Annotated in this window: 19 protein-coding genes; 5 read left to right on the forward strand and 14 right to left on the reverse strand. The window is 60.9% G+C overall.

Annotated features, from left to right (window positions below; translation table 11 throughout):
* Positions 1-7: 7 nt before the first annotated feature.
* The 7 genes from IFT59_RS14075 to IFT59_RS14105 all read right to left on the reverse strand — a co-directional run bounded on the left by IFT59_RS14075 (position 8) and on the right by IFT59_RS14105 (position 9,423).
* A complete protein-coding gene (locus IFT59_RS14075) occupies positions 8-856 on the reverse strand; it encodes an ABC transporter permease (RefSeq protein ID WP_062459423.1) in 849 nt (282 codons plus the stop codon).
* Between the two features lie 6 nt (positions 857-862).
* Positions 863-1,786 carry an ABC transporter permease gene (locus IFT59_RS14080; RefSeq protein WP_092663235.1) on the reverse strand — a complete coding sequence of 308 codons (924 nt, stop codon included), beginning with the start codon at positions 1,784-1,786 and terminating at the stop codon, positions 863-865.
* Between the two features lie 67 nt (positions 1,787-1,853).
* A complete protein-coding gene (locus tag IFT59_RS14085; protein WP_192087269.1) occupies positions 1,854-3,386 on the reverse strand; it encodes an ABC transporter substrate-binding protein in 1,533 nt (510 codons plus the stop codon).
* 42 nt (positions 3,387-3,428) lie between these two features.
* Complete coding sequence (locus tag IFT59_RS14090; protein WP_446737839.1) at positions 3,429-5,246, reverse strand: ABC transporter ATP-binding protein; 1,818 nt, start codon at positions 5,244-5,246, stop codon at positions 3,429-3,431.
* Between the two features lie 2 nt (positions 5,247-5,248).
* Positions 5,249-7,015, reverse strand: coding sequence for an acetyl/propionyl/methylcrotonyl-CoA carboxylase subunit alpha (locus IFT59_RS14095; protein WP_192087271.1), 1,767 nt, complete (start codon positions 7,013-7,015; stop codon positions 5,249-5,251).
* Positions 7,012-8,610, reverse strand: a complete 1,599-nt coding sequence (pxpB, locus tag IFT59_RS14100) for a 5-oxoprolinase subunit PxpB (RefSeq protein WP_192087272.1) — start codon at positions 8,608-8,610, stop codon at positions 7,012-7,014. The genes IFT59_RS14095 and pxpB overlap by 4 nt, the downstream gene beginning before the upstream one ends.
* A gap of 45 nt (positions 8,611-8,655) precedes the next feature.
* Entirely contained in the window at positions 8,656-9,423 is a 768-nt protein-coding gene (locus IFT59_RS14105; RefSeq protein ID WP_062578181.1) for a LamB/YcsF family protein, read from the reverse strand.
* A gap of 309 nt (positions 9,424-9,732) precedes the next feature.
* Between IFT59_RS14105 and IFT59_RS14110 the strand changes: the two genes are divergently transcribed.
* Positions 9,733-10,395: a GntR family transcriptional regulator gene (locus IFT59_RS14110; RefSeq protein ID WP_446737840.1), complete on the forward strand. Its 663-nt coding sequence runs from the start codon at positions 9,733-9,735 to the stop codon at positions 10,393-10,395.
* A gap of 4 nt (positions 10,396-10,399) precedes the next feature.
* Here the strand turns inward: IFT59_RS14110 and IFT59_RS14115 are convergent, their stop codons facing one another.
* From IFT59_RS14115 to IFT59_RS14130, 4 genes are all read right to left on the reverse strand, one after another.
* Positions 10,400-11,380: a L,D-transpeptidase family protein gene (locus IFT59_RS14115; protein WP_192087273.1), complete on the reverse strand. Its 981-nt coding sequence runs from the start codon at positions 11,378-11,380 to the stop codon at positions 10,400-10,402.
* A 109-nt stretch (positions 11,381-11,489) separates the two neighbouring features.
* A complete protein-coding gene (locus IFT59_RS14120; protein ID WP_192087274.1) occupies positions 11,490-12,086 on the reverse strand; it encodes a hypothetical protein in 597 nt (198 codons plus the stop codon).
* Positions 12,083-13,273, reverse strand: a complete 1,191-nt coding sequence (locus IFT59_RS14125; protein WP_192087275.1) for a glycosyltransferase family 4 protein — start codon at positions 13,271-13,273, stop codon at positions 12,083-12,085. The genes IFT59_RS14120 and IFT59_RS14125 overlap by 4 nt, the downstream gene beginning before the upstream one ends.
* The gene (locus tag IFT59_RS14130) at positions 13,273-14,343 is read right to left on the reverse strand and encodes a glycosyltransferase family 4 protein (RefSeq protein WP_192087276.1); all 1,071 of its coding nucleotides are present in this window, start codon (positions 14,341-14,343) and stop codon (positions 13,273-13,275) included. Before IFT59_RS14130 ends, IFT59_RS14125 begins: the two co-directional genes overlap by 1 nt.
* 31 nt (positions 14,344-14,374) lie before the next feature.
* Between IFT59_RS14130 and IFT59_RS14135 the strand changes: the two genes are divergently transcribed.
* Genes IFT59_RS14135 through IFT59_RS14150 form a run of 4 tightly spaced genes read left to right on the forward strand, consistent with a single transcriptional unit; the run spans position 14,375 to position 19,088 of the window.
* Positions 14,375-16,441: an HAD-IIB family hydrolase gene (locus tag IFT59_RS14135; protein WP_192087277.1), complete on the forward strand. Its 2,067-nt coding sequence runs from the start codon at positions 14,375-14,377 to the stop codon at positions 16,439-16,441.
* A complete protein-coding gene (locus tag IFT59_RS14140) occupies positions 16,423-17,289 on the forward strand; it encodes a glycosyltransferase family 2 protein (RefSeq protein ID WP_192087278.1) in 867 nt (288 codons plus the stop codon). Before IFT59_RS14135 ends, IFT59_RS14140 begins: the two co-directional genes overlap by 19 nt.
* 12 nt (positions 17,290-17,301) lie before the next feature.
* Positions 17,302-18,438 carry a glycosyltransferase gene (locus IFT59_RS14145; RefSeq protein ID WP_192087279.1) on the forward strand — a complete coding sequence of 379 codons (1,137 nt, stop codon included), beginning with the start codon at positions 17,302-17,304 and terminating at the stop codon, positions 18,436-18,438.
* 2 nt (positions 18,439-18,440) lie between these two features.
* Positions 18,441-19,088, forward strand: coding sequence for a hypothetical protein (locus IFT59_RS14150; RefSeq protein ID WP_192087280.1), 648 nt, complete (start codon positions 18,441-18,443; stop codon positions 19,086-19,088).
* Positions 19,089-19,118: 30 nt separating this feature from the next.
* Here IFT59_RS14150 and IFT59_RS14155 read toward each other — a convergent pair whose 3' ends face one another.
* The 3 genes from IFT59_RS14155 to IFT59_RS14165 form a co-directional block, all read right to left on the reverse strand.
* Positions 19,119-20,915 carry a PAS domain-containing sensor histidine kinase gene (locus tag IFT59_RS14155; RefSeq protein WP_192087281.1) on the reverse strand — a complete coding sequence of 599 codons (1,797 nt, stop codon included), beginning with the start codon at positions 20,913-20,915 and terminating at the stop codon, positions 19,119-19,121.
* A 137-nt stretch (positions 20,916-21,052) separates the two neighbouring features.
* A complete protein-coding gene (locus tag IFT59_RS14160) occupies positions 21,053-21,460 on the reverse strand; it encodes a response regulator (RefSeq protein ID WP_062459470.1) in 408 nt (135 codons plus the stop codon).
* Between the two features lie 13 nt (positions 21,461-21,473).
* Positions 21,474-22,583, reverse strand: a complete 1,110-nt coding sequence (locus tag IFT59_RS14165) for a PAS domain-containing protein (protein WP_192087282.1) — start codon at positions 22,581-22,583, stop codon at positions 21,474-21,476.
* Between the last annotated feature and the right edge of the window lie 120 nt (positions 22,584-22,703).

Below are 22,703 nucleotides of genomic sequence, written 5' to 3' on the forward strand. Positions count from 1 at the left end.
GTGCTGGTTATCGGGACGTGCGGCCGGTCGGATCGAGGCTGTCGCGCAGCCAGTCTCCGAGGAGGTTGAGCCCGAGCACCGTGAGCAGGATCGCAAGGCCCGGGAAGACGCTGACCCACCATGCGGTCTGCAGATAGGTTCGGCCATCGGCCAGCATGCCGCCCCAGCTTGGAATGGTGGGATCGACGCCGAGGCCGAGGAAGGTCAGGCTGCTTTCGAGCAGAATGTTGTTGGCGACATTGAGCGTCATCAGAACGATCACCGGTCCGATCAGGTTCGGCAGCAGGTGCTGGATGATGATGCGCCAGTCCTTCACCCCGATCGCGCGGGCCGAGAGGACGAACTCGCGCTCCCTCAGCGTCAGCACCGAGCCCCGTACCAGACGGGCATACTGCACCCATTGCGACACAATCAGAAGGATGATCGTGTTGGTCAGGCTTCCGCCGACGATGGCGATGAATGTGATAGCGAGCAGAATGAACGGCATCGCGAGCTGCAGGTCGGCAAAACGCATCACCAGCATGTCCCAGAAACCGCGGTAATAGCCGGCGATCAGGCCTACCAGCACGCCGAAGACGACGGCGCCGATGACGGAGGTGAAGCCGACCAGGAGCGAGATCTTTCCGCCGGCAACGACACGCGCCAGCACGTCGCGGCCCAGCGGATCGGTTCCGAACGGGTGAGCGGCGGTCGCAAAGGGTTTGGCGAGCCGCGCCATCAGGTCGATCTTGTCGGCGCCGCCCGGAAACAGCAGGTCGGAAAACAGCACTGCGAGGCAGATGACGACGGTGAGGGACATGCCGAGAACGAATTCGAGGCTTGCGAAGCGCCACCGGCTAGAGGTTTTTGTTGCCATTGCCGGTTACTCCGTGCGGATGCGGGGATCGACGAGGCCATAGGCGATGTCGACCAGAAGGTTGATGCCGACGATCATCAGCGACAGAACGGTGATGACGGCCTGAAGCACGGGAAAGTCGCGGGCGCCGACGGCGTCGAAGGCAAGCGTGCCCAGTCCCGGCCAGTTGAAGACACGCTCGATGACGACGATGCCGCCGAGCAGGCCACCGAACTGCAGGCCGAAATAGGTGATCAGCGGAATGGCGCAGTTGCGCAGCGCGTGCTTGTAGAGAACCTTGCTCTCGCTCAAGCCTTTGGCGCGCGCGACCATGATGTATTGCGACTGCAGCGTTTCCAGCATCGAGGTGCGGACAAGACGCACATTCGTCGCGGTCAGGATCACGCCCATGGTGACGGCGGGCATGACATAGCTCGAAAAGCCCGACATGCCGCTTGGCGGCAGCCAGCCGAGCGTGATGGAGAACAAGAGGACCAGCATGGTGGCGAGCCAGAAATTCGGAAACGACAGGCCGATCAGCGAGAAGATGCGGATGGCCTGGTCGGCAGCCTTGCCGCGCGAGGTGGCAGCCTTGATGCCGAGCGGGATTGAAAGCGCGATCGACACGAACATCGAGATAAAGGCGAGCAGCAGGGTCGCCGGCAGGGCATTGCCGATCAGCATCGAGACCGACGTGCCGCCGGAAAAGCTGCGGCCGAAATCGAGCGTGACCAGCCCCTTCATGAACGTCCAGTACTGGACGAGGAACGGCTGGTCGGTTCCGAGCGCTGCGCGAATGCGCGCCAGATCGTCTTCCGTCATGCTACCGCCGCCCTGGAACATCGTGACGGCCGGATCACCGGTGAGGCGAATGGCGAACGAGACGATGAGCGTGATGGCGATGACGACGAAAATCGCCTGTAGCAATCGCTTGATGAGGAAACCGGCCACTGTGTTGTCCTTAAGGAGAAGTTCGGCCCCGCCCGGGTTGGCCCGGGCGGGGTGGCTTTTCAGATGACTACTCGACGGTGACGTCGGTCAGCTTCAGGCGGTTGTCCGGGGGCGCGATAAAGCCCTTGACCCGTTTGTTGATGCCGAAGATGGCGTTGCTGTTGTAGAGCGGCAGTTCGAGCGCGCGTTCCGACGCATAGGCGCCGACTTCCCGCAGGATCTTTTCGCGGGCCGCACGGTCGGTCAGCGGACGCTGCGATTCCAGCAGCTTGTCCAGCTTTTCGTCCTTGTCGTACGGGTTCCACTTTTCGCCAGAGTGGTACATCGAGTAGGCGGTGTTGTCGTAGTCGAAGGTCCAGCCGCCCCACTTCTGCTGGAACATCGCGCCGGTCTTGCCCTGCGGGATGATGTCGTTCAGGAGAACGTTGGTCTCATAAGGCTTGATGGTGGCGGTGATGCCGACCATCGACAGGTAGCTCGAAATGACCTGTGCCACTTCGTTCATCGTCGCATCATTGCCGCGGATATCGATCTGCAGCGTCGCACCCGTCTTCACGCCGGCTTCGGCAAGCAGCTTCTTGGCGCCCGCCGGATCGTAAGGGATTGCCTTCAAGTCTGGATCGAAGCCGAAGGAAAGCGCGCTCTGGAAGCTGGTGATCTCTGAGGCCTGGCCGGCGAGGATCGACTTGACGATCGTGCCGCGATCGACAGCCATGATGATCGCCTTGCGCACCTTTGGGTCGGCAGTGATGCCGTCGCGGGTGTTGAAGCGCAGCGCGTCGACAGTCGGGCCGGGAACGGAAACGATTTCCAGCTTGTTGTCGCCTTCGATGACCGGCAGCATGCCGATCGGAATGGTCGGCGGGATCACCAGATCGACGCGGCCAGCCTGCAGTTCGGCAACAGCGGTTGCCGGCTCAGAGATAAAGCGGAACTGAAGTTCCGAAAGTTTCGGCGCGCCCCCCCAATAGTCGGCATTGGCTTCGAGCTTGATGTCGACCTTGGGCTGGTAGGATACGAACTTGAACGCGCCCGTGCCGACCGGGTTGAGGTTGAAATTGTCCTCACCCTTTTCCTGGATGTATTTCGGCGGAACGATCATCGCGCCGTAACCGGCGAGCTTGGTCAGAAGAACCGGATCGGCAGCCTTCAGCTTCAGGTCGACCGTATAGTCGTCGATGACGTCGATGCTCTCGATCGAGATGTAGTTCGAACGCTGCGGACCCTTGGCACCCTGTTCGCCGAGAAGGCGCTCGAAGGTGAACTTGACGGCTGCTGCGTTGAAGGGCTCGCCGTTGTGGAACTTCACATTCTGGCGCAGCTTGAAGCGGATCCGCTTTCCTTCGTCGAGTTCTTCCCAGGATTCAGCCAGACCCGGAACCAGTTTCAGATCGGGACCACGATAGGTCAGTCCGTCGAAGATGTTGGTGGCAACGGCTGCCCACTGCACGAGAAACGTATCGATCGGATCCCAGCTGCCCGGATCCTGTGGGCTCGAAATGGTCAGCTTTCCGGCAGCGAAGGCGGGCGCAGACGCGAAAGCTGTCGAGAGCGCAAGCGCCACTGCGGTCGCCTTCAGTCCCCGTTTGAATGTTGTCATTGATCTGTTCCTCTTCAGATGGTTGCGATTGTGTCGCTGGTTTCAGGCGCTCTTCGCGACGAAGTGGCCTGGATTGATTTCCTCGTGCACGAGGATGGCGGGCTCGTCACCGACGCGCTTCACCGGATTGGGAATTTCGCCCTCGATCATCGCCGACTGGCGGGCAACGGCCGGATCGGCGACCGGTACCGCGGACAGAAGGCGACGGGTGTAATCGTGGGCAGGCGTCTCGAAAACCTGGCGTCGTGAGCCAAGTTCCATGATCTGGCCGAGAAACAGAACCGCGACGCGGTGGCTCATCTTCTCGACGACGGCCATGTCATGGCTGATGAACAGGTAGGCGAGACCGCGTTCGGCCTGCAGGTCCATGAACAGGTTGATGATCTGTGCCTGGATCGACACGTCGAGCGCCGACAGAGCCTCGTCGGCGATGATCAGCTTCGGATCGGAGGCGAGCGCGCGGGCAATACAGACGCGCTGCCGCTGGCCGCCGGAAAACTCGTGCGGATAACGGGTTGCGACATCGGAGGTGAGGCCGACACGCTCCAGCAGTTCGTCGACGCGGCGGCGGACGGCCTTGGCATCGGAGATCAGGCTGTGGGTGTTGATCGGCTCTGCAATTGAGAAGCCGACGGTCTTGCGCGGATCGAGCGAGGCGAACGGATCCTGGAAGATATACTGCACATCCTGGCGTAGGCGGAAACGCTCGGCAGCCGACATGGACGAGAAGGTTCGGCCATTGAAGGCGATGTCGCCGGACATGGCAGACTGAAGCTGCTGGATCGTCCGGCCGATCGTCGACTTGCCCGATCCGCTTTCGCCAACCAGTGCCAGCGTCTCACCGGGGTTGATGTCGAAACTCACTTTCTGCACGGCGCTCAAGCGATGGGTGGCCTTGCCGAACAGGTTTTTCTTGATGTCGAAGCGGACGTAGAGATCCTTGACCGACAGGAGCGGCGTTGCGCCATTCTTGACCGTGTCCTGGATCCGCTCCTCGCCGACGACGGTCGGCTTGCCATCTTGCAAAATGGTCAGCGGCAGACGCTTGGGGAAAGTCTCTCCCGTCATGCTGCCGAGCTTCGGCACGGCGGAAAGCAGGGCCTGGGTATAGGGGTGCTGCGGGTTGGCGAAGATCTCGCGAACCGGGCCTTCCTCGACTTTCTTACCCTTCCACATGACGACGACATGGTCTGCCATTTCGGCAACGACGCCCATGTCATGGGTGATGAACACCATGCCCATGCCGAGGGTCTTCTGCAGATCGCGCATGATGTTGAGGATCTGCGCCTGGATGGTGACATCAAGCGCAGTCGTCGGCTCGTCGGCAATCAGCAGCTTCGGGCGGCAGGCAAGCGCCATCGCGATCATCACACGCTGCCGCATGCCGCCGGACAGCTGGTGCGGATAGCGGGTCAGAAGTTCTTCAGAGTCAGGCAGGCGCACCATGTCGAGCAGCCGGCCGGCCTCGGCCAGGGCCGCGCTCTTGCTCATCTTCTCGTGCAGGACAAGCACTTCGCAGATCTGGTCACCGATGGTGAAGACCGGGTTGAGCGAGGTCATCGGCTCCTGGAAGATCATGGCGATCTCCTTGCCGCGGACCGATCGCATCTCTTTCTGGCTGGCTTGCAACAGGTCGCGGCCGTTGAACATGATGCGACCGGATGCATAATGTGCACCCATCATGTCGGCGAGACGCATGGTCGACAGCGAGGTCACCGATTTGCCCGAACCGGACTCGCCGACCACGGCAACGGTTTGCCCGGCCTCGACCGTAAACGACAGGTCGTCGACCACGCGGCTTGCGCCGAATTCGACGCTCAGGCCCTCGACCGACAGGAGCGGCTTGCTGTTTTCGGTCATGCTCATGTCCGCGTCTCCGTCGTGCTAGTGGTTCCGGCGTCGTCCGGGGCGATACGGGCAATGACTGCGCCGGCAGTCTGGGAGGATCCGGCCTTTGCCAGTAGGCTGATGATACCGTTAACGGGTGCGGTGACGGCGGTTTCCATCTTCATCACGTCCATCATGGCAAGAACCTCGCCTTCACGGACGGCTGCGCCATCCTCGACATTCCATTGCACGAGCAGGCCGGGAACGGAGGCGCGAACAGCGCCGGCATCATTCTCGGCAGCGTCCGGTCCGGCGCTCGATGCCGTCGCAGGCATCTGGCCCAGCAGGCGAAGGAAATTATCGGGAATGCCGATCTCGACACGTTTGCCGTCGATCTCGACATGGCCGCGAAGAAGCCCGCTGGCGGGTGCAGGGGCAGGGCGGGCAGCGTCTTCGAGCGTCTCTGCGAAATCCGTTTCGATCCAGCGCGTGTGGACGCGGAAGTCCGCGCTCGAGAAATCAGCGTGGTCGAGCACCGCGCGGTGGAACGGCAGGACCGATGGCACGCCTTCGATCGTGAATTCGCTGAGCGCACGGCGGGCACGGGCAATGGCCTGATCGCGTGTCGCACCCCAGACGATCAGCTTGGCAGCCAGCGAGTCGAACATCGGCGGAATGACCGAGCCTGACGTGACGCCGCTATCGAGACGCACGCCCGGCCCCGATGGCGCCGTGAAATTCGAGATCTCGCCGGCGGACGGCAGGAAGCCGCGACCGGGATCTTCCATATTGATGCGGAATTCGATCGCGTGGCCACGCGGCTCCGGCATCGTGGTCACGCTGATCGGCAGCTCTTCGGCAATGCGGAACTGTTCGATGACGAGGTCGAGACCGGTGGTCTCTTCGGTAACCGGATGTTCCACCTGCAGGCGGGTGTTCACCTCGAGGAAGGAGATGACGCCATCGGCGCTGAGCAGGAATTCGACTGTGCCGGCACCGGTATAGCCGGCCTCCGCGCAGATATCACGCGAGGCGGCGTGGATCTTTTCGCGCTGCTCGTCCGAGAGGAACGGTGCGGGGGCTTCCTCGACAAGCTTCTGGTTGCGGCGCTGCAGCGAGCAATCGCGAGTGCCGACGACAACCACATTGCCGTGGCTGTCGGCCAGAACCTGAGCTTCGATATGCCTTGGGCGGTCCAGGAACTGCTCGACGTAGCACTCACCACGACCGAAGGCCGCGACCGCTTCGCGCGTAGCCGATGAGAACAGTTCTTCGACCTCATCGAGATCGCGCGCGATCTTCATTCCGCGTCCGCCACCGCCATGCGCCGCCTTGATGGCGATCGGCATGCCGAATTGGCGTGCGAAAGCTAAGGCCTCGGCAGGCGAGGTGATTGCGCCGTCGCTACCGGCAACCAGCGGCGCGCCGACCTTCTGCGCGATCGCGCGGGCCTGGAGCTTGTCGCCGAGCGCTTCGATCACGTGAGGGGCAGGGCCGATCCAGATCAGCCCGGCATCGATGACAGCCTTTGCGAATTCAGCGCGCTCGGAGAGAAAGCCATATCCCGGATGCACGGCGTCGGCGCCGGAGCGCTTTGCGACCGCGATCAGCTTCTCGATGTCGAGGTAGGTTTCCCGGGCCGTGGCACCGTTCAGGGAATAGGCTTCGTCTGCCTGAGCCACGAACATCGCATCGGCATCGGCGTCCGCATAGACGGCAACCGAGGTCAGGCCGTAATCCTTGCAGGCCCGAATGATCCGCACCGCGATCTCGCCGCGGTTAGCTATCAGAACCTTCTTCATGGGTATTTTCCTAAGATGGACCGGGGAGCGAAGGCGCTGATCGCGTTGAAACGGATCTTCGCTCCGACAGGGATCTGGCCTGCGAGATCGAGATGATGGCGGGCGACATTGGCAATGACCGGATAACCGCCGGTCAGCGGATGATCGGCAAGGAACAGGACCGGCTGACCGCTCGCCGGCACCTGAAGCGCCCCGCGCACGGTTGCCTCGCTCGGCAACTCTGCGTGGTTCTGGCGCTCCAGCGCTTCACCGGAAAGACGGATGCCGACTCGACTCGATTGCGGTGTCACCGACCATTCCTGGGAAAGGAAGTTCTCGACGGCGCTTTGTGTGAACCAGTCTGTGCGCGGCCCCATGACCACGTCGAGCACGACGGTTTCGCCTGCGACCGGCATGTCGAACGCCGGTAGTTCTGACGCAGCAACAGTCGATCCGGGCGCGGGTGGGAGAATTCCGATAACGGCGCCCGCGCCAAGTGCTGCAGGCCCGATCTGCGCCAGGGTATCCGTCGCCGCGCTGCCGAGAACCGGCGTCACGTCAAAGCCGCCTCGCATCGCCAGATAGGAGCGCATGCCGGCCGGAGGCTGTCCGAGAGAAACGATGTCGCCGTCATCGAGCGCGATCGCCTCGCCATGGGCTACCGACAGCTTTTGGCCAAAGGTGATGACAATCGTGATCGGCGCCAGCGCACCCGTCACCGCCATCACGCCGCGGCCGCGCATGCGAAAACGGAAGCCGCCAAGGGAGATCTCCAGCGCCGGCGTGCCGACCGGATTGCCGACGAGGCGGTTGGCGGCCTTGAAACTGCTGCGATCGACTGCGCCAGATACGCTGATGCCCTGGTTTGCTTGACCAGCGCGGCCGAGATCCTGAAACAGGACCGGCAGGCCGACGGCCAGAACCTCGATTGCGCAGTTTGAATAGCTTGCCGCGACAGGAGCAGTCGCAGTTTTCGCAGGGGCCGAAACTTCGTAGGCTTTGTCGGCCGCCATATCGCGAAAACGCACGCGACTTCCCGGCTGGAGAAGCGAGGCGGGTGCGCGATCGATATCGAACATGGCAAGCGGCGTCCTGCCGATCAGCTGCCAGCCGCCTGGGCTGGTCTTGGGATAGATGCCGCTGAATTCGCCGGCAAGGCCCACCGCTCCTGCCGGAACTCGTGTCCGGGGAGACTTGCGCCGGGGTACGTTGAGCCGTGGATCGCCGCCCGACAGATAGGCGAAACCCGGTGCAAAGCCCGTGAAAGCCGCGACATACTCGCTTTCGCCATGCATGCGAATGACTTCAGTGACGCTCACTCCCAGGATGGCGGCAACTTCGCCAAGATCCTCGCCATCGTAGCGAACCGGGATTTCGACCAGCGGGCCTGACGCCGCCTTGCGCTCCCCACCCGAGAGTGCGGCAACCGCATCCGTCAGCGCTTCGTTGGAGATCACGCTCGGATCAAAGGAGATCAGAAGCGTCCGCGCTGCCGGAATGATCTCACGGATACCGTCGACTGGGTTGGTTTCCAGTGCGTCGAACAGCGCCAGCGCCTCGGCCAGATCGGCGAGTTCGACCAGAATGCTGTCGTCACGCACGGGCAGAAAGCGCATGGATGTATCACGAGGCATGGACGGGGGAGCGATATGCATGCCGGGTTATACGGCCGGCGCGAAGGGCTGGACGGCATGGCCGGATTCTTCCAGAAGCGCGCGCAGCCGCTGCGCGATCGCGACTGCGCCTGGGCTGTCGCCATGCACGCAGATGGACTGCGCATCGATCTTCGTCATCGTGCCGTCGATCGCTTCGATCGCACCGTCGCGGACCATGCGCAGCATCCGCTGGGCCACGAGTTCGGGATCATGCAGGACCGAGCCTTTTTCGCGGCGGGAGACAAGGTTGCCTTCCGGCGTATAGGCGCGATCGGCAAAGGCCTCGGCAACGACGGTCAGGCCGGCACTACGGGCCTGCTCAACCAGCTGTGAACCGGCCAGCGCCATCAGCACCAGCGAAGGATCGATGGCCCGGATTGCGGCGATCACATCGGCTGCCTGCCGCGCGTCGATGGCGATCGTATTGTAGAGCGCGCCATGCGGCTTCACATAGGTAACGCGGGTGCCGGCAGCCTTGGCCAGGCCCTGCAAGGCGCCGATCTGATAGATCACGTCGCCAATCAGTTCTTCGCTCGAAGGATCCATGTTGCGACGGCCAAAGCCTGCCAGATCGCGATAGCCGACATGCGCACCAATCGCCACGCCACGTTCTGCGGCGGCCTTCACTGTCTTGAGAATCCCTGCCGGATCGCCGGCGTGGAAACCACAGGCGACGTTGGCGCTGCTCACCACGTCGAGCATGGCGGAATCGTCACCCATCTTCCAGGCGCCGAAGCTCTCGCCCAAGTCACTGTTGATGTCGATGGTCAGCATACTGTCCGCGCGCCCTCATCCTCGTTGACTAGACGCTAACAAAGGCGAACAATGCTGTCCAGAGTGTTGAACAATTTTTATATGTTGCTCTACAGTTAGGCAAATGCGCAATAATGATGCGTCACCCGCGTTTTGCAAGGTTTAGTGGACCATGCGGGTTCGAGTTCGGCTCATTTCGCTTGTGACGGGGTTCGAAGCGCTTTACCGAAAATTGAGACGAGATCCGGAGCGAGGGGCAAAGGCTTGGCTGAACGCAAACTGCAAGGCGCTGATAAAGGCGTGCTTTCTGTTCCAGACGGCAACGGTCCAGTGATTGCGCGTCCGGGCGAGCCGGTGCAGACGCTTGCCGAAAGCGTTGCCAGTCGTATCCGCGATCAGGTTATCTCCGGCAGGCTTACCCCCGGGAGCCATCTTTCCGAACTGACGCTCAGCGACGAGATGCAGGTATCACGCAACACGTTGCGCGAAGTATTCCGCATTCTGACCAAGGAAGGGCTGCTGCGATACGAAGCCAATCGGGGCGTTTTCGTTTCGACGCCCAGCATGGCAACAATCATCGATATCTACCGCGTCCGGCGGGTCATCGAATGCTCGGCAATTGCCAATGCCCATCCGCGCCATCCGGGCGTGGCCAAGATGCGGGCGGCCGTCGAGGCGGCGGCACTTTCGCGGGAAACGAAGGACTGGTTGAGCGTCGGTACTGCCGATATCGCATTCCATTCCGCCGTCGTCGAACTCGCCGACAGTTCGCGCCTTTCGGCCTTCTACGCACAGATATCCCTGGAACTGCGCCTCGTCTTCGGCCTATTGCGCGATCCGGAGCTGCTGCATGGTCCGTTCATCGACCAGAACCTCGAGATCCTCACCGAACTGGAAGCGGGTCGCGCGCAGGAAGCATCCATCATGCTCGAGGCCTACCTTCTGCGCGCCGAACGGCTCATTCTGGGCGCCTATGCGCGCGTGACGAAGTAACGCTTTAGTCTTCGAATTCGACCATCACGCCGGGCTTCACCATGCTGGCCAGTTCCTCGGCGTCCCAGTTCGTGAGACGCACACAACCGTGCGAGCCCGCCTTATCGATCAGCGACGGCTCCGGCGTTCCGTGAATGCCATAGGTCGGCTCCGACAGATCGATCCATACCGTTCCGACCGGATTGTTGGCACCGCTCGGGAGTGTGAGCTTGGACTTGTTTTGTCCCTGCTGGAAGTTGATTTTTGGATTGTATTCATAGGTCGGGTTACGGGCGACGCCGTTGACCTTATGCTTGCCGGAGGGCGAAGGATTATCCTCGCTCCCGATCGTGGCCGGATAAACCGCGATGATAGCATCCTGATCGTCGTAAGCGACCAGCTGTCCTTCCTTGCGGCGAGCTTCTATCCGTTTGACGACGCCGGCGCGGGGCGCACCGATGTTGGCGACCAAGATGGTTTCGCCGGCCTCGAATTTCGCCGATGGGTTCAGTGCATGCACAAGGTCCACGTCCATATGGAACCGCTCGGCGAGCTTTTCAGCGACGCTGGTAAAGCCAAGATGCTCCATCTTGGCCTGTTCGGCATAGTCCTTCGGAATCTCGGCGACGATGTCTGCAGCATCATCGGGATCGATCTGGTATGGACCGACGACATGCTGATCGTCTGCCAGACGCGTAACCACGTCGGGGTCGACTTTCCCGTCGACGGGAAGGCTCTGGAGAGCTTCGAAACCCGCGACAGCCTTGCGGACATTGTTTCCATCCAGGCCGTCGATCACGCCGGGGGAAGCGCCGGCGCGATCGAGGAGAACCTGAAGGTGAATGATCGTGGGATCCGGGGCAGGCTTCTCCTGCTGCTGGACGGGCTCTGGCGGAACAGCCGCGATATCCGCGTTATTGACCGCCTCAGCGGTCAATTCCTGCGCTTGCGCGGCTCCGAATGTGATTGAGGATAGAAGCGAGACGAGCAGGATTTTGTTTTTCATGGCGTTAGAAGGCGTGAGTCCGACCGAAGTTCCGTCCTTTTAGAAATTCTGGTCGGGCAAGCGGCTCAGACAGCCAGAGAACGCGCCAGCCGTTATCCTGACGAAGGGTTTACAGCCCGCGAATATCGAGCCGTCCCGACTTCTGCATGTCTTCGAACCAGCGCTTTTCGGCGCCCCAGGCATGACCGTCCCAGCCCTCGAACGAAAAGCCCGCCACGATCACAGGCGGTGCATCGTCCGGGCGATCGAGGAGGGTTTCGAACGCATAGACAAAGCCCGAGCTCAAGGCTGCGTCCGGCGCCGCGCCACGTGCCTCCAGCTCCTGTCGGGCCTGATCGTGAACGGATTGCTCGATATAGCGCACGCGTTTTCCGATGCCCTCCAGCAACGACGTCAGCTCCAAGGCGCCGCATTCGTCGCCGGGATCCGAACTCAGCGGAAAAACCAAGGTAATCAGTGCGGCTTTCCGCACCGCGGGGCGATTGGTGAACTCCGGGTCGGCCAGCCATTCGGTCGCCTGTCCGCCGCGGCTGACGAGAACCAGTTCGGAGATCGCCGTCCCCGAGACGTCCATGAACCCAGCGGTATTGTTGAAGCGCGTGACCCAGTCACAGCGATCCGTCATCTGCCCGGCATCGACGAAGTCAGGGGAGTTGCCGATGATCGCGATATGGCTTTCGTCTCGGATGTTTGTCTCGTCCTTCAAGATCTTGCCTTTCCAGACTTGGCTATTGCCTGCCGGTAGAGCGCCATGGTCTCGCGACCGAGATAGGGTCTATCGAAACGGCCGGCTGCCAGCACGGCGCGATGATGCAGTTGTTCGCGCAGTTGTGGCGACTGGATAATGGATCGCAAGGAGGCTGCGATGTCCTGGGGAAGCGTTCGTTCCGCGAGTAGCCCGGCTCCGGTGGCTCCGACGAATTCCCGCGCGCTCGGATCTTCAGCCGACGCAACCACGGGCCGCCCGAACGCAATCGCCTCCTGGTAAACCAGTCCGAAGCTTTCGTATCGCGACGGTGCCGCAACGATATGAGCCTGCCGATAGAGGTCGTGGAGCATTTCGTCGGGTTGGCGGCCCAGGGCGGTTACCCGTTCGCGCGCATGAGCGCTCATCTGCGACGGCAGATCGACGGACGGCACGCCGAGCAGATTGACGTGAAACGGAGGAAGTGTTCCGGAAGCGACTTCGGCGGCCAGAATTTCTACCGCACCCATCAGCTCTGCAAAACCCTTGCGCTGTTCCGCACGTCCGACGAACAGGATTCTGACAGGTTCCTCTCCAGCCGGGTAGGGCGATGACTGTGCCGTCTTCAGCAATTCAGGCGGCAGCGAAAGACCGATCGTCCGATGCGGTATTTGGCTATCGATCTTGTAGAGGTCGACGATCCGTCGACCGTGTTCGTCCGTGTTGGAGATCAGCCCGGCGCTCGACCCTGCCTGCTTCTTTTCCAGCAAGTCCGCAGCAGCCGCGTCCAGCTTGTCTCGAACCGGCAGCTCAGCCATCCTGCTCCAGGCAGCGGGCGTCGAATTGCGCGTCACAAGCGCAAATCCGTGCCGACCCGTCAGCAAACTCGCTGGCGCGTACCAGTTGGTTGCTTCCACCACGTCGAAGGGCTTTGCCGCATGATCACGCAAAACGGCCTGCCGGAACCGCAGCGGTGCGGCGGCGTGACCGATCGCTGCCCATTTGCGCAGGCGGCCGATACGGGATTGATCCGGGATATCACAACCGACGACGTGAACGCCGTCTATGTTCTGAGCTCCCGAGCGATCGAGCGTAAAGACAGTCACGTCGCAGCCCTCGCCAGAGAGCGCCATAGCGATCTCCCTGGCCGCCGTCGAAAGTCCGCTTGGAGACGGCGGGTAGTCCCAGGCGAGAAGCGCTGTCCTCATCACGACTTCAGCATCCTCTTGTACATCTCGATATAGTCCCGCGCCATGCGGTCTGCGGTAAAGCGCTCCTCGAACCGGGCGCGGATGCGGTGGCGATCGAGGCTTCCCACCTTGTTGACCGCTTCGACTGCCTGCGCTTCGTTCTCGACGATAAAGCCGGTGACACCGTCTTCCACCACTTCGGAGACCGAACCCTTGTTCCACGCAATCACGGGCGTGCCGCAGGCCATGGCCTCGATCATGACCAGACCGAACGGTTCCGGCCAGTCGATCGGAAACAGCAGCGCTGTCGCACCGCGGAGCAGCTCGCTCTTGGCCGCATCACCGACCGGGCCGACATACTCGACACCATCGCCAAGCTTCGGCCGGACATAGGTGTCGAAGTAGAGCGGATTGCCGACGTCAACCGTACCGGCGAGCTTGATGGGGTGACCGCACTCGACCGCAACGTCGATTGCCTTGTCCGGCCGCTTCTGGTCGGTCATGCGCCCGATGAAGGCGAGATAGGACCCGGGCTCGAAGGAGGGCTCGAAGCGGTCTCCGTCGACGCCGTGAAGGACGACGCCGGCGCGGTTGGCTTCTGGGATCCCACGTTGCTGGGACGCTGAAATGGCCGCGACCGGCAGGTCGGGGAAGGCATTGAAGAACAGCTTCCGGTCAAGCTCGTCGACGCGCCAATGGATCGTTGTCAGCGATTTCGAGCGCTGATCGCCCAGCAGGGTCGCGTGAAAGAACTCGCCGTGGAAATGCAGGATGTCGAACTCGTCGAGCCGCTGGCGAACCTCATCCAACGTCACGCTTTCGAGCACTGCCGGTATCGAAGGCGGCACGGTGCCGTGTTCGCTCTCCAGAAACTGCAAGCTCGGCAGGGACCCGATGCGGGTGACCGGCGTGGTGCTGTCGGATGCCGCAAACAGGGTAATCTCACAACCCTGGCGTTGCATCGCTACGCAGAGATCGTGGATTACACGCTCCGTTCCGCCATGATCGCGGGGAGGAACGGGGAAGATACTTGGTGCAACCTGCGCAACCCTTATCGGCTTCGGGAGTTCCGGTGCGCATTCTAGCATTTTGTATCCTTGTTGCTCAGAAAGGTTGTGTATGTTCGTTCTTCATGTCGCACTTCAAGGGTGTCTGCGCGGAAATAATGTCGAGTATGGGCTAACGGCCGATACCGGCGGGCATATCCGCTACTTGATGGATCTTGTCGGCGCCTGTGAAGCCTCTGACACCGCCTCCAAAATAGTGATCGCAACGCGTGCCTTCGAAGGCCAAGGCGAGGACTATCAGCGGCCTTCCGAGGCCGTGAGCCCCCAGGTTTCGATTGTACGGTTGCGTACCAACCGCCCCGATTATGTCAGTAAAGAGGATATGCATGCGGAGGTTGCATCCTTCAGCGACGCGCTGATCGCGCACCTTCGCGAACATGGGCTTCCTGACATTGTCCATGCGCATTACGCCGACGCTGCGGTCGTCGCTGCGCGGATCAAAACAGAGTTGGGCATCCCTTTCGTTTTCACGGGGCATTCGCTCGGCAGGGTGAAAATTGCGGCCATGCCGGAAATCGCATCGGACGCATCCATGACGCATCGTCTTGCGGCGGAAGAATGCGCGCTTGAACAGGCGTCCCTGATCATTGCGTCCTCGCGCGACGAGGCTGAGCTGCAGTACAAGGGGTATGACAACTACGACGCCGGCAAAATCCGCGTGCTTCCGCCCGGCAGCGACCTTGATGCTTTTCAGGGCGCCCAGTCATCGGAAACTGTCGAGGTCCAGCTCGCCCGTTTCCTCGCTGAACCGGAAAAGCCTGTCTTGCTTGCCATCGCGCGCCCGGTCACCAAAAAGAACCTGATCGGGCTTGTACGGGCCTACGGAAAATCGCCAGCGCTCCAGGAAGCTGCGAACCTTGTGATCCTCGCCGGCAACCGCTGCGAAATCGACGAGCTCGAACCGGATCTCGCGGACAACCTGCGCGAAATCCTTCATCTCGTCGATACCTACGATCTGTACGGCAAGATCGCCTATCCGAAGATGCATCGACCGGATCTGGTGCCAGCCTATTATGCCTATGCTCGCAATCGCGGTGGCATTTTCGTCAATCCGGCACTCAACGAACCGTTCGGATTGACGCTCCTGGAAGCCTCGGCCGTTGGTCTGCCGTTGATCGCGACAGACAGCGGCGGCCCCAATGATATCGTCGAGACCTGCGGCAACGGTGTCTTGATAGACCCGCGCGACGAGGACGGTCTTGCTTCCGCCGCGCTGAAAATTCTGGGCTGCTCCGAAACGTGGCAGACTTACTCCAAGGCCGGCGAACGTGCTGTCGCCTGTTATGACTGGGCTCGACATACCGAACGGTATCACGGCCTGCTCTCGGAGCTGATCGACAAGCCCGCAGCCAAGACGGAAAAGCCCTCGCAGCTACTGATCAGCGACATCGACAACACTCTGGTGGGATCGGTTCCGCATCTGCATGCCTTTGGCAATTGGCGGCGACAGCAGAGTGGATTGTCTTTCGGGGTCGCGACCGGTCGTTCCTTCCACAGCGCCATGGCCATTCTCGAACAGGAGGATGTACCGAGGCCGGAAGTCATGATCACCTCGGTCGGATCCGAGATCTATCACCTGAGCGAGAACGGCGTCTCCTACGAGTATGACCGGCATTGGGCCGAGCGCATCGCCGTGAACTGGGACCGAAGCGGCATCGAGAGAGTTCTGCGCAAGGCAGGCTTCCTCACCCCGCAGGCATCGCTCGAACAGCGCGATTTCAAGCTCAGCTATTTCAGTGACGGCTCGAGCGGCGTCGTGGCACGCATCAAGGAACTGCTGGAAAAGGCAGGTTTGCGCGCGTCGGTGATCCACAGCCATCGACGGTACCTCGACGTCCTGCCGCTCAAGGCTTCAAAAGGGACGGCCGTTGACTACGTCCGTCGTGGTGCTGGACTGTCTGAAAACATGGTATTCGTCGCCGGCGATTCCGGCAACGATATCGAGATGCTTCAGGCCATCCCGCAGTCGATCATCGTAGCCAACTACTCGGATGGACTGGCCACGCTTCCTGCACTCAGCCATTCCTATATCGCTTCAGAAACCCACGCGGCAGGCATTATCGAAGGTGTTCTCCACTTCCGCAGACAGGCGGAGGCTGAATGTCTCTCAGTGTCCTGACCCTGGTTCGTGGCCGCGAGCGACATCTCGCCAACCTGATGCGCAGCCTTGGGGAGCAGTCGTGCCTTCCCAAGGAGCTCGTGATCGCCTGGATGCAGCCGGAGCCTTTCGAGGATCTGCCGAGCCTGCCGTTTCCGGTCAAGCACGTGTTCGTCGAGGGAGAGGACTTGCCGCTTGCCAAGGCGCGGAACGCGGCGGCAAACGCGGCGTCGGGGGACACGCTCATGTTTCTCGATGTTGACTGCATCGCGTCGCCAACGGTTGTTGAATTCTACTCTGCCGCCTTGAACGAGCATGACGGTATCTGTCTGAGCGAAGTTCTGTATCTGCCGGCAGAAGTGACCGATTTCCGGGGAGACTACGGTGTGCTCGACGAGCTCGGCAAACCGCATGTCTCCAAGCCTCGGTTTCCTGAATTCGGCCGTGTCGAGCAGGAACCGGATGGCGGCCAGCTTTGGGGCCTGTCCTTCGCGCTGCGAAAACGCACGTGGCAAGCGATCGGCGGTATGGATGAGCGCTTCGTCGCGTATGGCGGGGAAGAAACCGACTTCGCCGCATCGGCAGAGCAGGCCGGAGTGAAGACCTACCGGGTGGGTGGCGCGCGCGTCTACCACCAGCATCACCCGGTCCTCATACCGCCTCTGCACAACTTCGACCCGATCCTTCGCAATGCCCGCCTCTTTCAGGAAAAGCATGGCCGCTGGTGCATGGGCTACTGGCTTGGCCAGTTCCGCGAGGCGGGGCTGATCCGATGGGAGGAGGATGGCGATGCGCTGGACGTCCTGCGCTTTCCGGACCCGACTGAAATTGAGGCCGCGCGACAGCCCGGTACCGTTCTGTATTCATAGGAATTATCGAGTATGAAAAAGCCAATCGCGTTTTTCGCCCATCATCAGGGCCGCGGACATGCCAACCGTATTATGGCCATTGCCGAGCATTTCAGCCAGGACAGGCAGGTCTCTGTTCTGACGGCCGGGCCGGACTATTTCGAGTCCGTAAGCTCAAGCGTCGAGGTCGTCGCGCTGCCGAACATGATCGGCGAAACGGTCCCGACCGCGCGGCTGTTCGATGAGCCTACACCATCGGTCATGCACTGCGTTCCCTTGGGCCTGCCGTCGATGCGGAAAACGATGCGCACCATCGTCGAGCATCTCGACGACCGCGATATTGGTCTGTTTGTCGTGGACGTGTCGTCGGAGATCGGAATGTTGGGTCGGATCTGCTCCACCCCAACAGTTCAGATGCGCCTCCACGGCGACCGCAACGACGTCGGTCATATCGGATCCTACGAAGCGATGGTCGGCATTCTGGCGCCGTTCGACGAGCGTATGGAGCAGCAGGACTATCCGCGCCATCTTCGCGACAAGACGTTCTATACGGGTGGTCTTTGCACCACCCGCGATCAGGTTCTGTCCCGTGCAGAGGCACGCCAGAGACTTGGGCTGCCCTCGGATCAGAAGATCGTGCTGGTCATGACAGGTGGCGGCGGCAGCGGCACGCCCTATGCGCCGCTGACGATTGCCGCACGGGCCGTCCCGGATGCGCTGTGGCTCGTCGCCGGTCCTGTTCTGCGGGAAGGCCATGAGACGGATTTCCCCAATTTGAAGGAACTCGGCTGGGTCGACAACGTCACGGACCATATCGCAGCGGCCGATATCGTTGTGGCCTCCGCTGGCGACAACACGGTTCATGAGATTGCGCGTGCGGCCCGGAAATTCGTGGTGATGCCCGAATGGCGGTATTTTTCCGAACAGCATCGCAAGGCATCCGAGCTCGTCCGACTTGGCGCAGCGGTTTCCGCTCCATACTGGCCGGGAGATTACGAGGGATGGCGGGGGCTTCTGCAGCGTGCCGAAGAGCTCGACACGGAAGCACTTGCAACTCTGCACGAGCCGGCCGCTGCGGCCAGGGCCGCAAACTGGCTGGAAGAGCTCTGCGACCAGCTCTGGATGGGTGATGCGCGGCGTATTGCAAGCCCGTTGCTCAAGGTCGTCTGATCATGGTCACGTTGACGACCGTCCTGCGCTCCGGGGGGCGCTACGAGCCGATCTGGGTGGAACGCCTTGCCCGCGGGGCGAGGCGGCATATTGCGGGCCTTGATCGCATCGTCTGTATCACGGATTTCGATGAGGCAATGGACGGTGTCGAGACCGTCAAATTTCGCCACGACTGGCCGAAGTGGTGGTCGAAATTCGAGACTTTCCGTCCCGAGCTCTCCGACGATGTCAACATACTCTGCGACCTGGACACGATCTTCATGTCCTCGGCCAGCGAGCTTGCATCAAAAGGCGATGCCGTTGTGATGGAGGATCATTTCCTGAAGTCTCGAGCGTCGACCGCGTTGATGCGCTGGAACAAAGACGATTTCTCGTTTCTGTACGAGCGGTTCAAACGCGATCCGGATCACTGGATTGCGCCGGGCAGTTGCGGAACCGTTCCCAACTCCGTGCACGGCGACCAGGTCGTGGTCGACCATTTCCTACGCGACCAGCAACCGTTCCCGGGCTTCATCCAAAACGAGTATCCTGATCTACTCGATTTCTACGATCCGGTTCGCAAGAACAGCGGACCGGTACTGATCTTCATTGGGGATTCCAAGCCCGACAACGCGACGGCCGACGTCAAGGACGCATGGCTGAACAGCTAGCACTGTCGGGAAGTGCTAGCTGCTGCCACCTCAGACTGTGAGCACGGCCCCGATTTGAGCCATTGACGCATCCATCTTCAGCACAAGTCCTGTGGGATTATAAGCGACATCAACAGATCCCATCGAGCCCAGGCTCGACTTGATCAGTTTTGATCCGAAACCCTTGTGCTCTGGAACGGCGACGATTGGTCCGTCCACTTCGATCCAACTAAACTGAAGCCTGTTCTCGCCACCCTGTGGCACGACAGACCACTCGATATCGATATGGCCAACCTCGTTGGAAAGCGCACCGTATTTGACGGCGTTGGTCATCAACTCGTGAAGTACCAGGCCGAAGGACATGGCAGCCTGGGGTCCGAGCATGACGGTCGTCCCACGAACCTTGATGCGGTCGCTGTCCTGCATCCCGATATTGCAGACAGTGTTGGCCACCACATCGCGCAATTCGGCTCCGCGCCAATCCTCTTGCGTCAGCATGTCATGCGCTTTGGAAAGAGCGGAGAGGCGCGACTGGATCTTGTCGCGCGCATCGTCCACCGTCTGGGCATTGCGCAAAGACTGGGTGGTGATGGCCTGCACCACGGCAAGCGTGTTTTTGACCCGGTGCGCGAGTTCGTGCATCAGCAGCTTTTGTGTTTCTTCGGCCTGCTTACGCTCGGTGATTTCGACAGATGCACCCGAAAAACGCACGGGCTCGCCGGAGGAGTCGCGGATAAGACGGCCCTTTGCGTGGACCCAGCGAACACCGCCACCTGGCTGGATGATGCGGTATTCGTTATCGAAGGTCGACTGTCCCTCGAACAACCGCCCCAGTTCCGCTTCGAACGCTGGCATGTCGTCGGGATGGAAATTCCGTGTGTATTCCTCAAGCGGCGCGCCAGCGGCTGCGCGACCCGGTTCTACCGTATAGATCTCGGCGAAGTTGGGGTCGGCATAGATCAGGTTCGTCTTCAGATCCCAATCCCAGATGCCGACCATTGTCGATGCGCCGAGAGCAAGCTGCAGGCGCTCTTCGCTTCGTGAAAGCTTGTCCTGCATGGATTTGAGCTCGGTGATATCGAGCGATACGCCGCACATCGCGACGGCCTGCCCCCGGTCATCGTGGACGAGCTGGCCACGCGCGAGCACCCAGGCCACAACACCGTCGGGACGGATGACGCGGTACTGGACATCGTAGTCCGAGCTTCCTGCCAGGGTTTCCTCCACCGCGGCTTGCATGCGGGGCAAGTCGTCGGGATGGATAGCGCTCTGCAGATCGTCATAGCTGAGGGACTGGTCCCTGTGACGACCGAAGTTTTCCCGGCACACGTCAGAGGTCTGGAGTGCCATGGTCGCGAGGTCGAGCTCCCAATACCCAAGGCTTCCAGCCTCGAGAGTTTCCTTCATCCGGCGCTCGGAGCGAATGGCTGCCTGTTCCGCTTTTTTCGTTCCTGTGATGTCGCGGGAGATGGACAGGATCCGATCGGGCTTGCCGTCTCCTCCAAGGATTGGGGAAACTTTCACTTCCCACCACCGCGAGTTTCCTTTGGCCGTTTCCGCCGTCCCGACAAAGCTACAGCTACGTCCGGAGCGCGCAGCCTCAAGCGCTTCGCGCGCTGCCGCGTTCCCGTCGTCTTTCCAAAAATCAGGCCAAGGACAGTTGCGGATGGTTTCGAAATCGTCGATTTCCATGACGCGCATGCCGCCAGCGCTCATGAACGTAATGTTGCCGGCGAGGTCGATAACCTTGATACAGTCGTCGCTTGCGGACAGGATTTCCGCCATGAGAGCAACGTCCATCGTGTTTGCCAATGCGACTTCGTGCGGTCGCTGGGATACCGTGTTCATTGTGTATCCGATCGCAAGCGTATGGATATCCGTGTCGAAGTCATTGTCGGCCGTTTCTGAACTGCGAGTGCAAGGTAGCCGCGAGACGGCAGTGGGCGAATGTTGCGGGGAGTTCCCGGTAGTTCAATCAGTCTCAATCACGGTGCAGGCGGCGCGACGATAATGCTGGGTGGAACGCTCAACCCGATGTCGCCGCGCAGAAGTCGCGCGATGTATTCGAGAGCATTCTTCAAGCCGTTCATCGTATACGGCTTTTCGATTACACCGATTGCACCCACGAAATCTTCCGGAATGCGCTTCAGGTTTCCGGTGATGAATACGTACGGGATCCCCCGGTCGGCAAGGTGCCGCCCGACCTCGAGCCCGGTCGGGCCATCGGTCAGATGCACATCGACAAAGGCAAATTCCGGTATCTGGCCTTCCAGAATGGCCAGCGCCTTTTTCCGGTTCATGGCCTGACCGATTACAGAATGGCCCGCCGCCTCGACTTCTTCTTCGAGCTCAAGCGCCAGAAGGGCCTCGTCTTCAACGATCATGATTTTCAAGCTATGCTCCATATCAGCTATCTAGCGGCAAGATGATGCGGACAGTGGTTCGCCGACCCTCTACCTCACGTTCGATCTCGGCCTCGACCTGACGGCAGCACGTCTCCAGCATCAGCCGTCCGAATTCGTTATCCTCTTCGTCGACGTCGACCGGATCGACCGTATCGCGGACTTCGATGATGAAATGCCCGTTTGGACGATTGACCACGAGGTGGATCTCTCCACCGCCCACGCTCAATCCGCGTCGGACCGCATCGCCAATGAGTTCATTGACGATCAGAGCCAGTGGGGAGGCCTTGGCGGCGGGCACAAGAACCGGTGACAGATCCATGGTGATCCGGATATCGTCGCGCCCGAGCGATCCCACAAGGTCGACAACGTGATCGCGGGCAAAGTCGGCGACATCGAAGCGACCGACGTCGTTCGACATGAAGAGCTTGCGTTGCACCGTGCTGAGGGCCTCGACACGGTTGAGGACCGACAGGAGCGTATGCCGGACCGTTTCGTCCCGTGTTTTCCTGGCCTTGAGTTTCACGATCGAAGCGATGGTCAGCAGGTTGTTCTTGACGCGGTGGTCGACCTCGTGGACGAGGGTCGTCTTTGCATCGAGGGCCTGGGTGAGTTCTGCTGTTCGGGCAGCGACCTCCGCCTCGGCTCTCCGACGCGCCGAAGCCGACTGCATCTCCAACGTCTTGTCGTCCGTGAAATCAAGCTGCGACGCGAAGTAGTAGAGCGGATCGCCCTGATCGTCGAACACAGGGCTGATGAAAAGAGCGTTCCAAAATGTCGAGCCGTCTTTCCGGTGGTTGACGATATCGATCGCGATCGACCTCTGGTCCCTGATCGCTTCCCTTATCTTCTGAACTGCCGATGGGTCGGTCTCGGGTCCTTGCAGGAAACGACAGTTGCGGCCCACCAGTTCGTCCGCCGGATATCCGGTCAGGTCACTAAAGGCCTTGTTGGAAAAGATGATCGGATTGTCGTACTGGCGCGGATCCGTGATGATCATCGGCATCCGGGTTGCTTTGAATGCTGCGGAGAAGGGATCCTTGGAAGAATGCTCTGCAAGAAGCTTGTCCCCGGCGTCCTGTGCCCCCCTTTTCGCCGAGATCGAGTCGTTCATGAGCATGCCTAATTTACAATTTGCTTTCCAACGCGTGCTCTTGGCTAAATGTTCCGCGCGGTAAAGCCACACGACGGTTTGGGTGCTTTGTGTCACGCGGCCGCTTCAGACGCCGCATCT

The sequence above is a fragment of the Rhizobium sp. CFBP 8752 genome (genome assembly GCF_014842035.1).
Classification (GTDB): Bacteria; Pseudomonadota; Alphaproteobacteria; order Rhizobiales; family Rhizobiaceae; genus Neorhizobium; species Neorhizobium soli.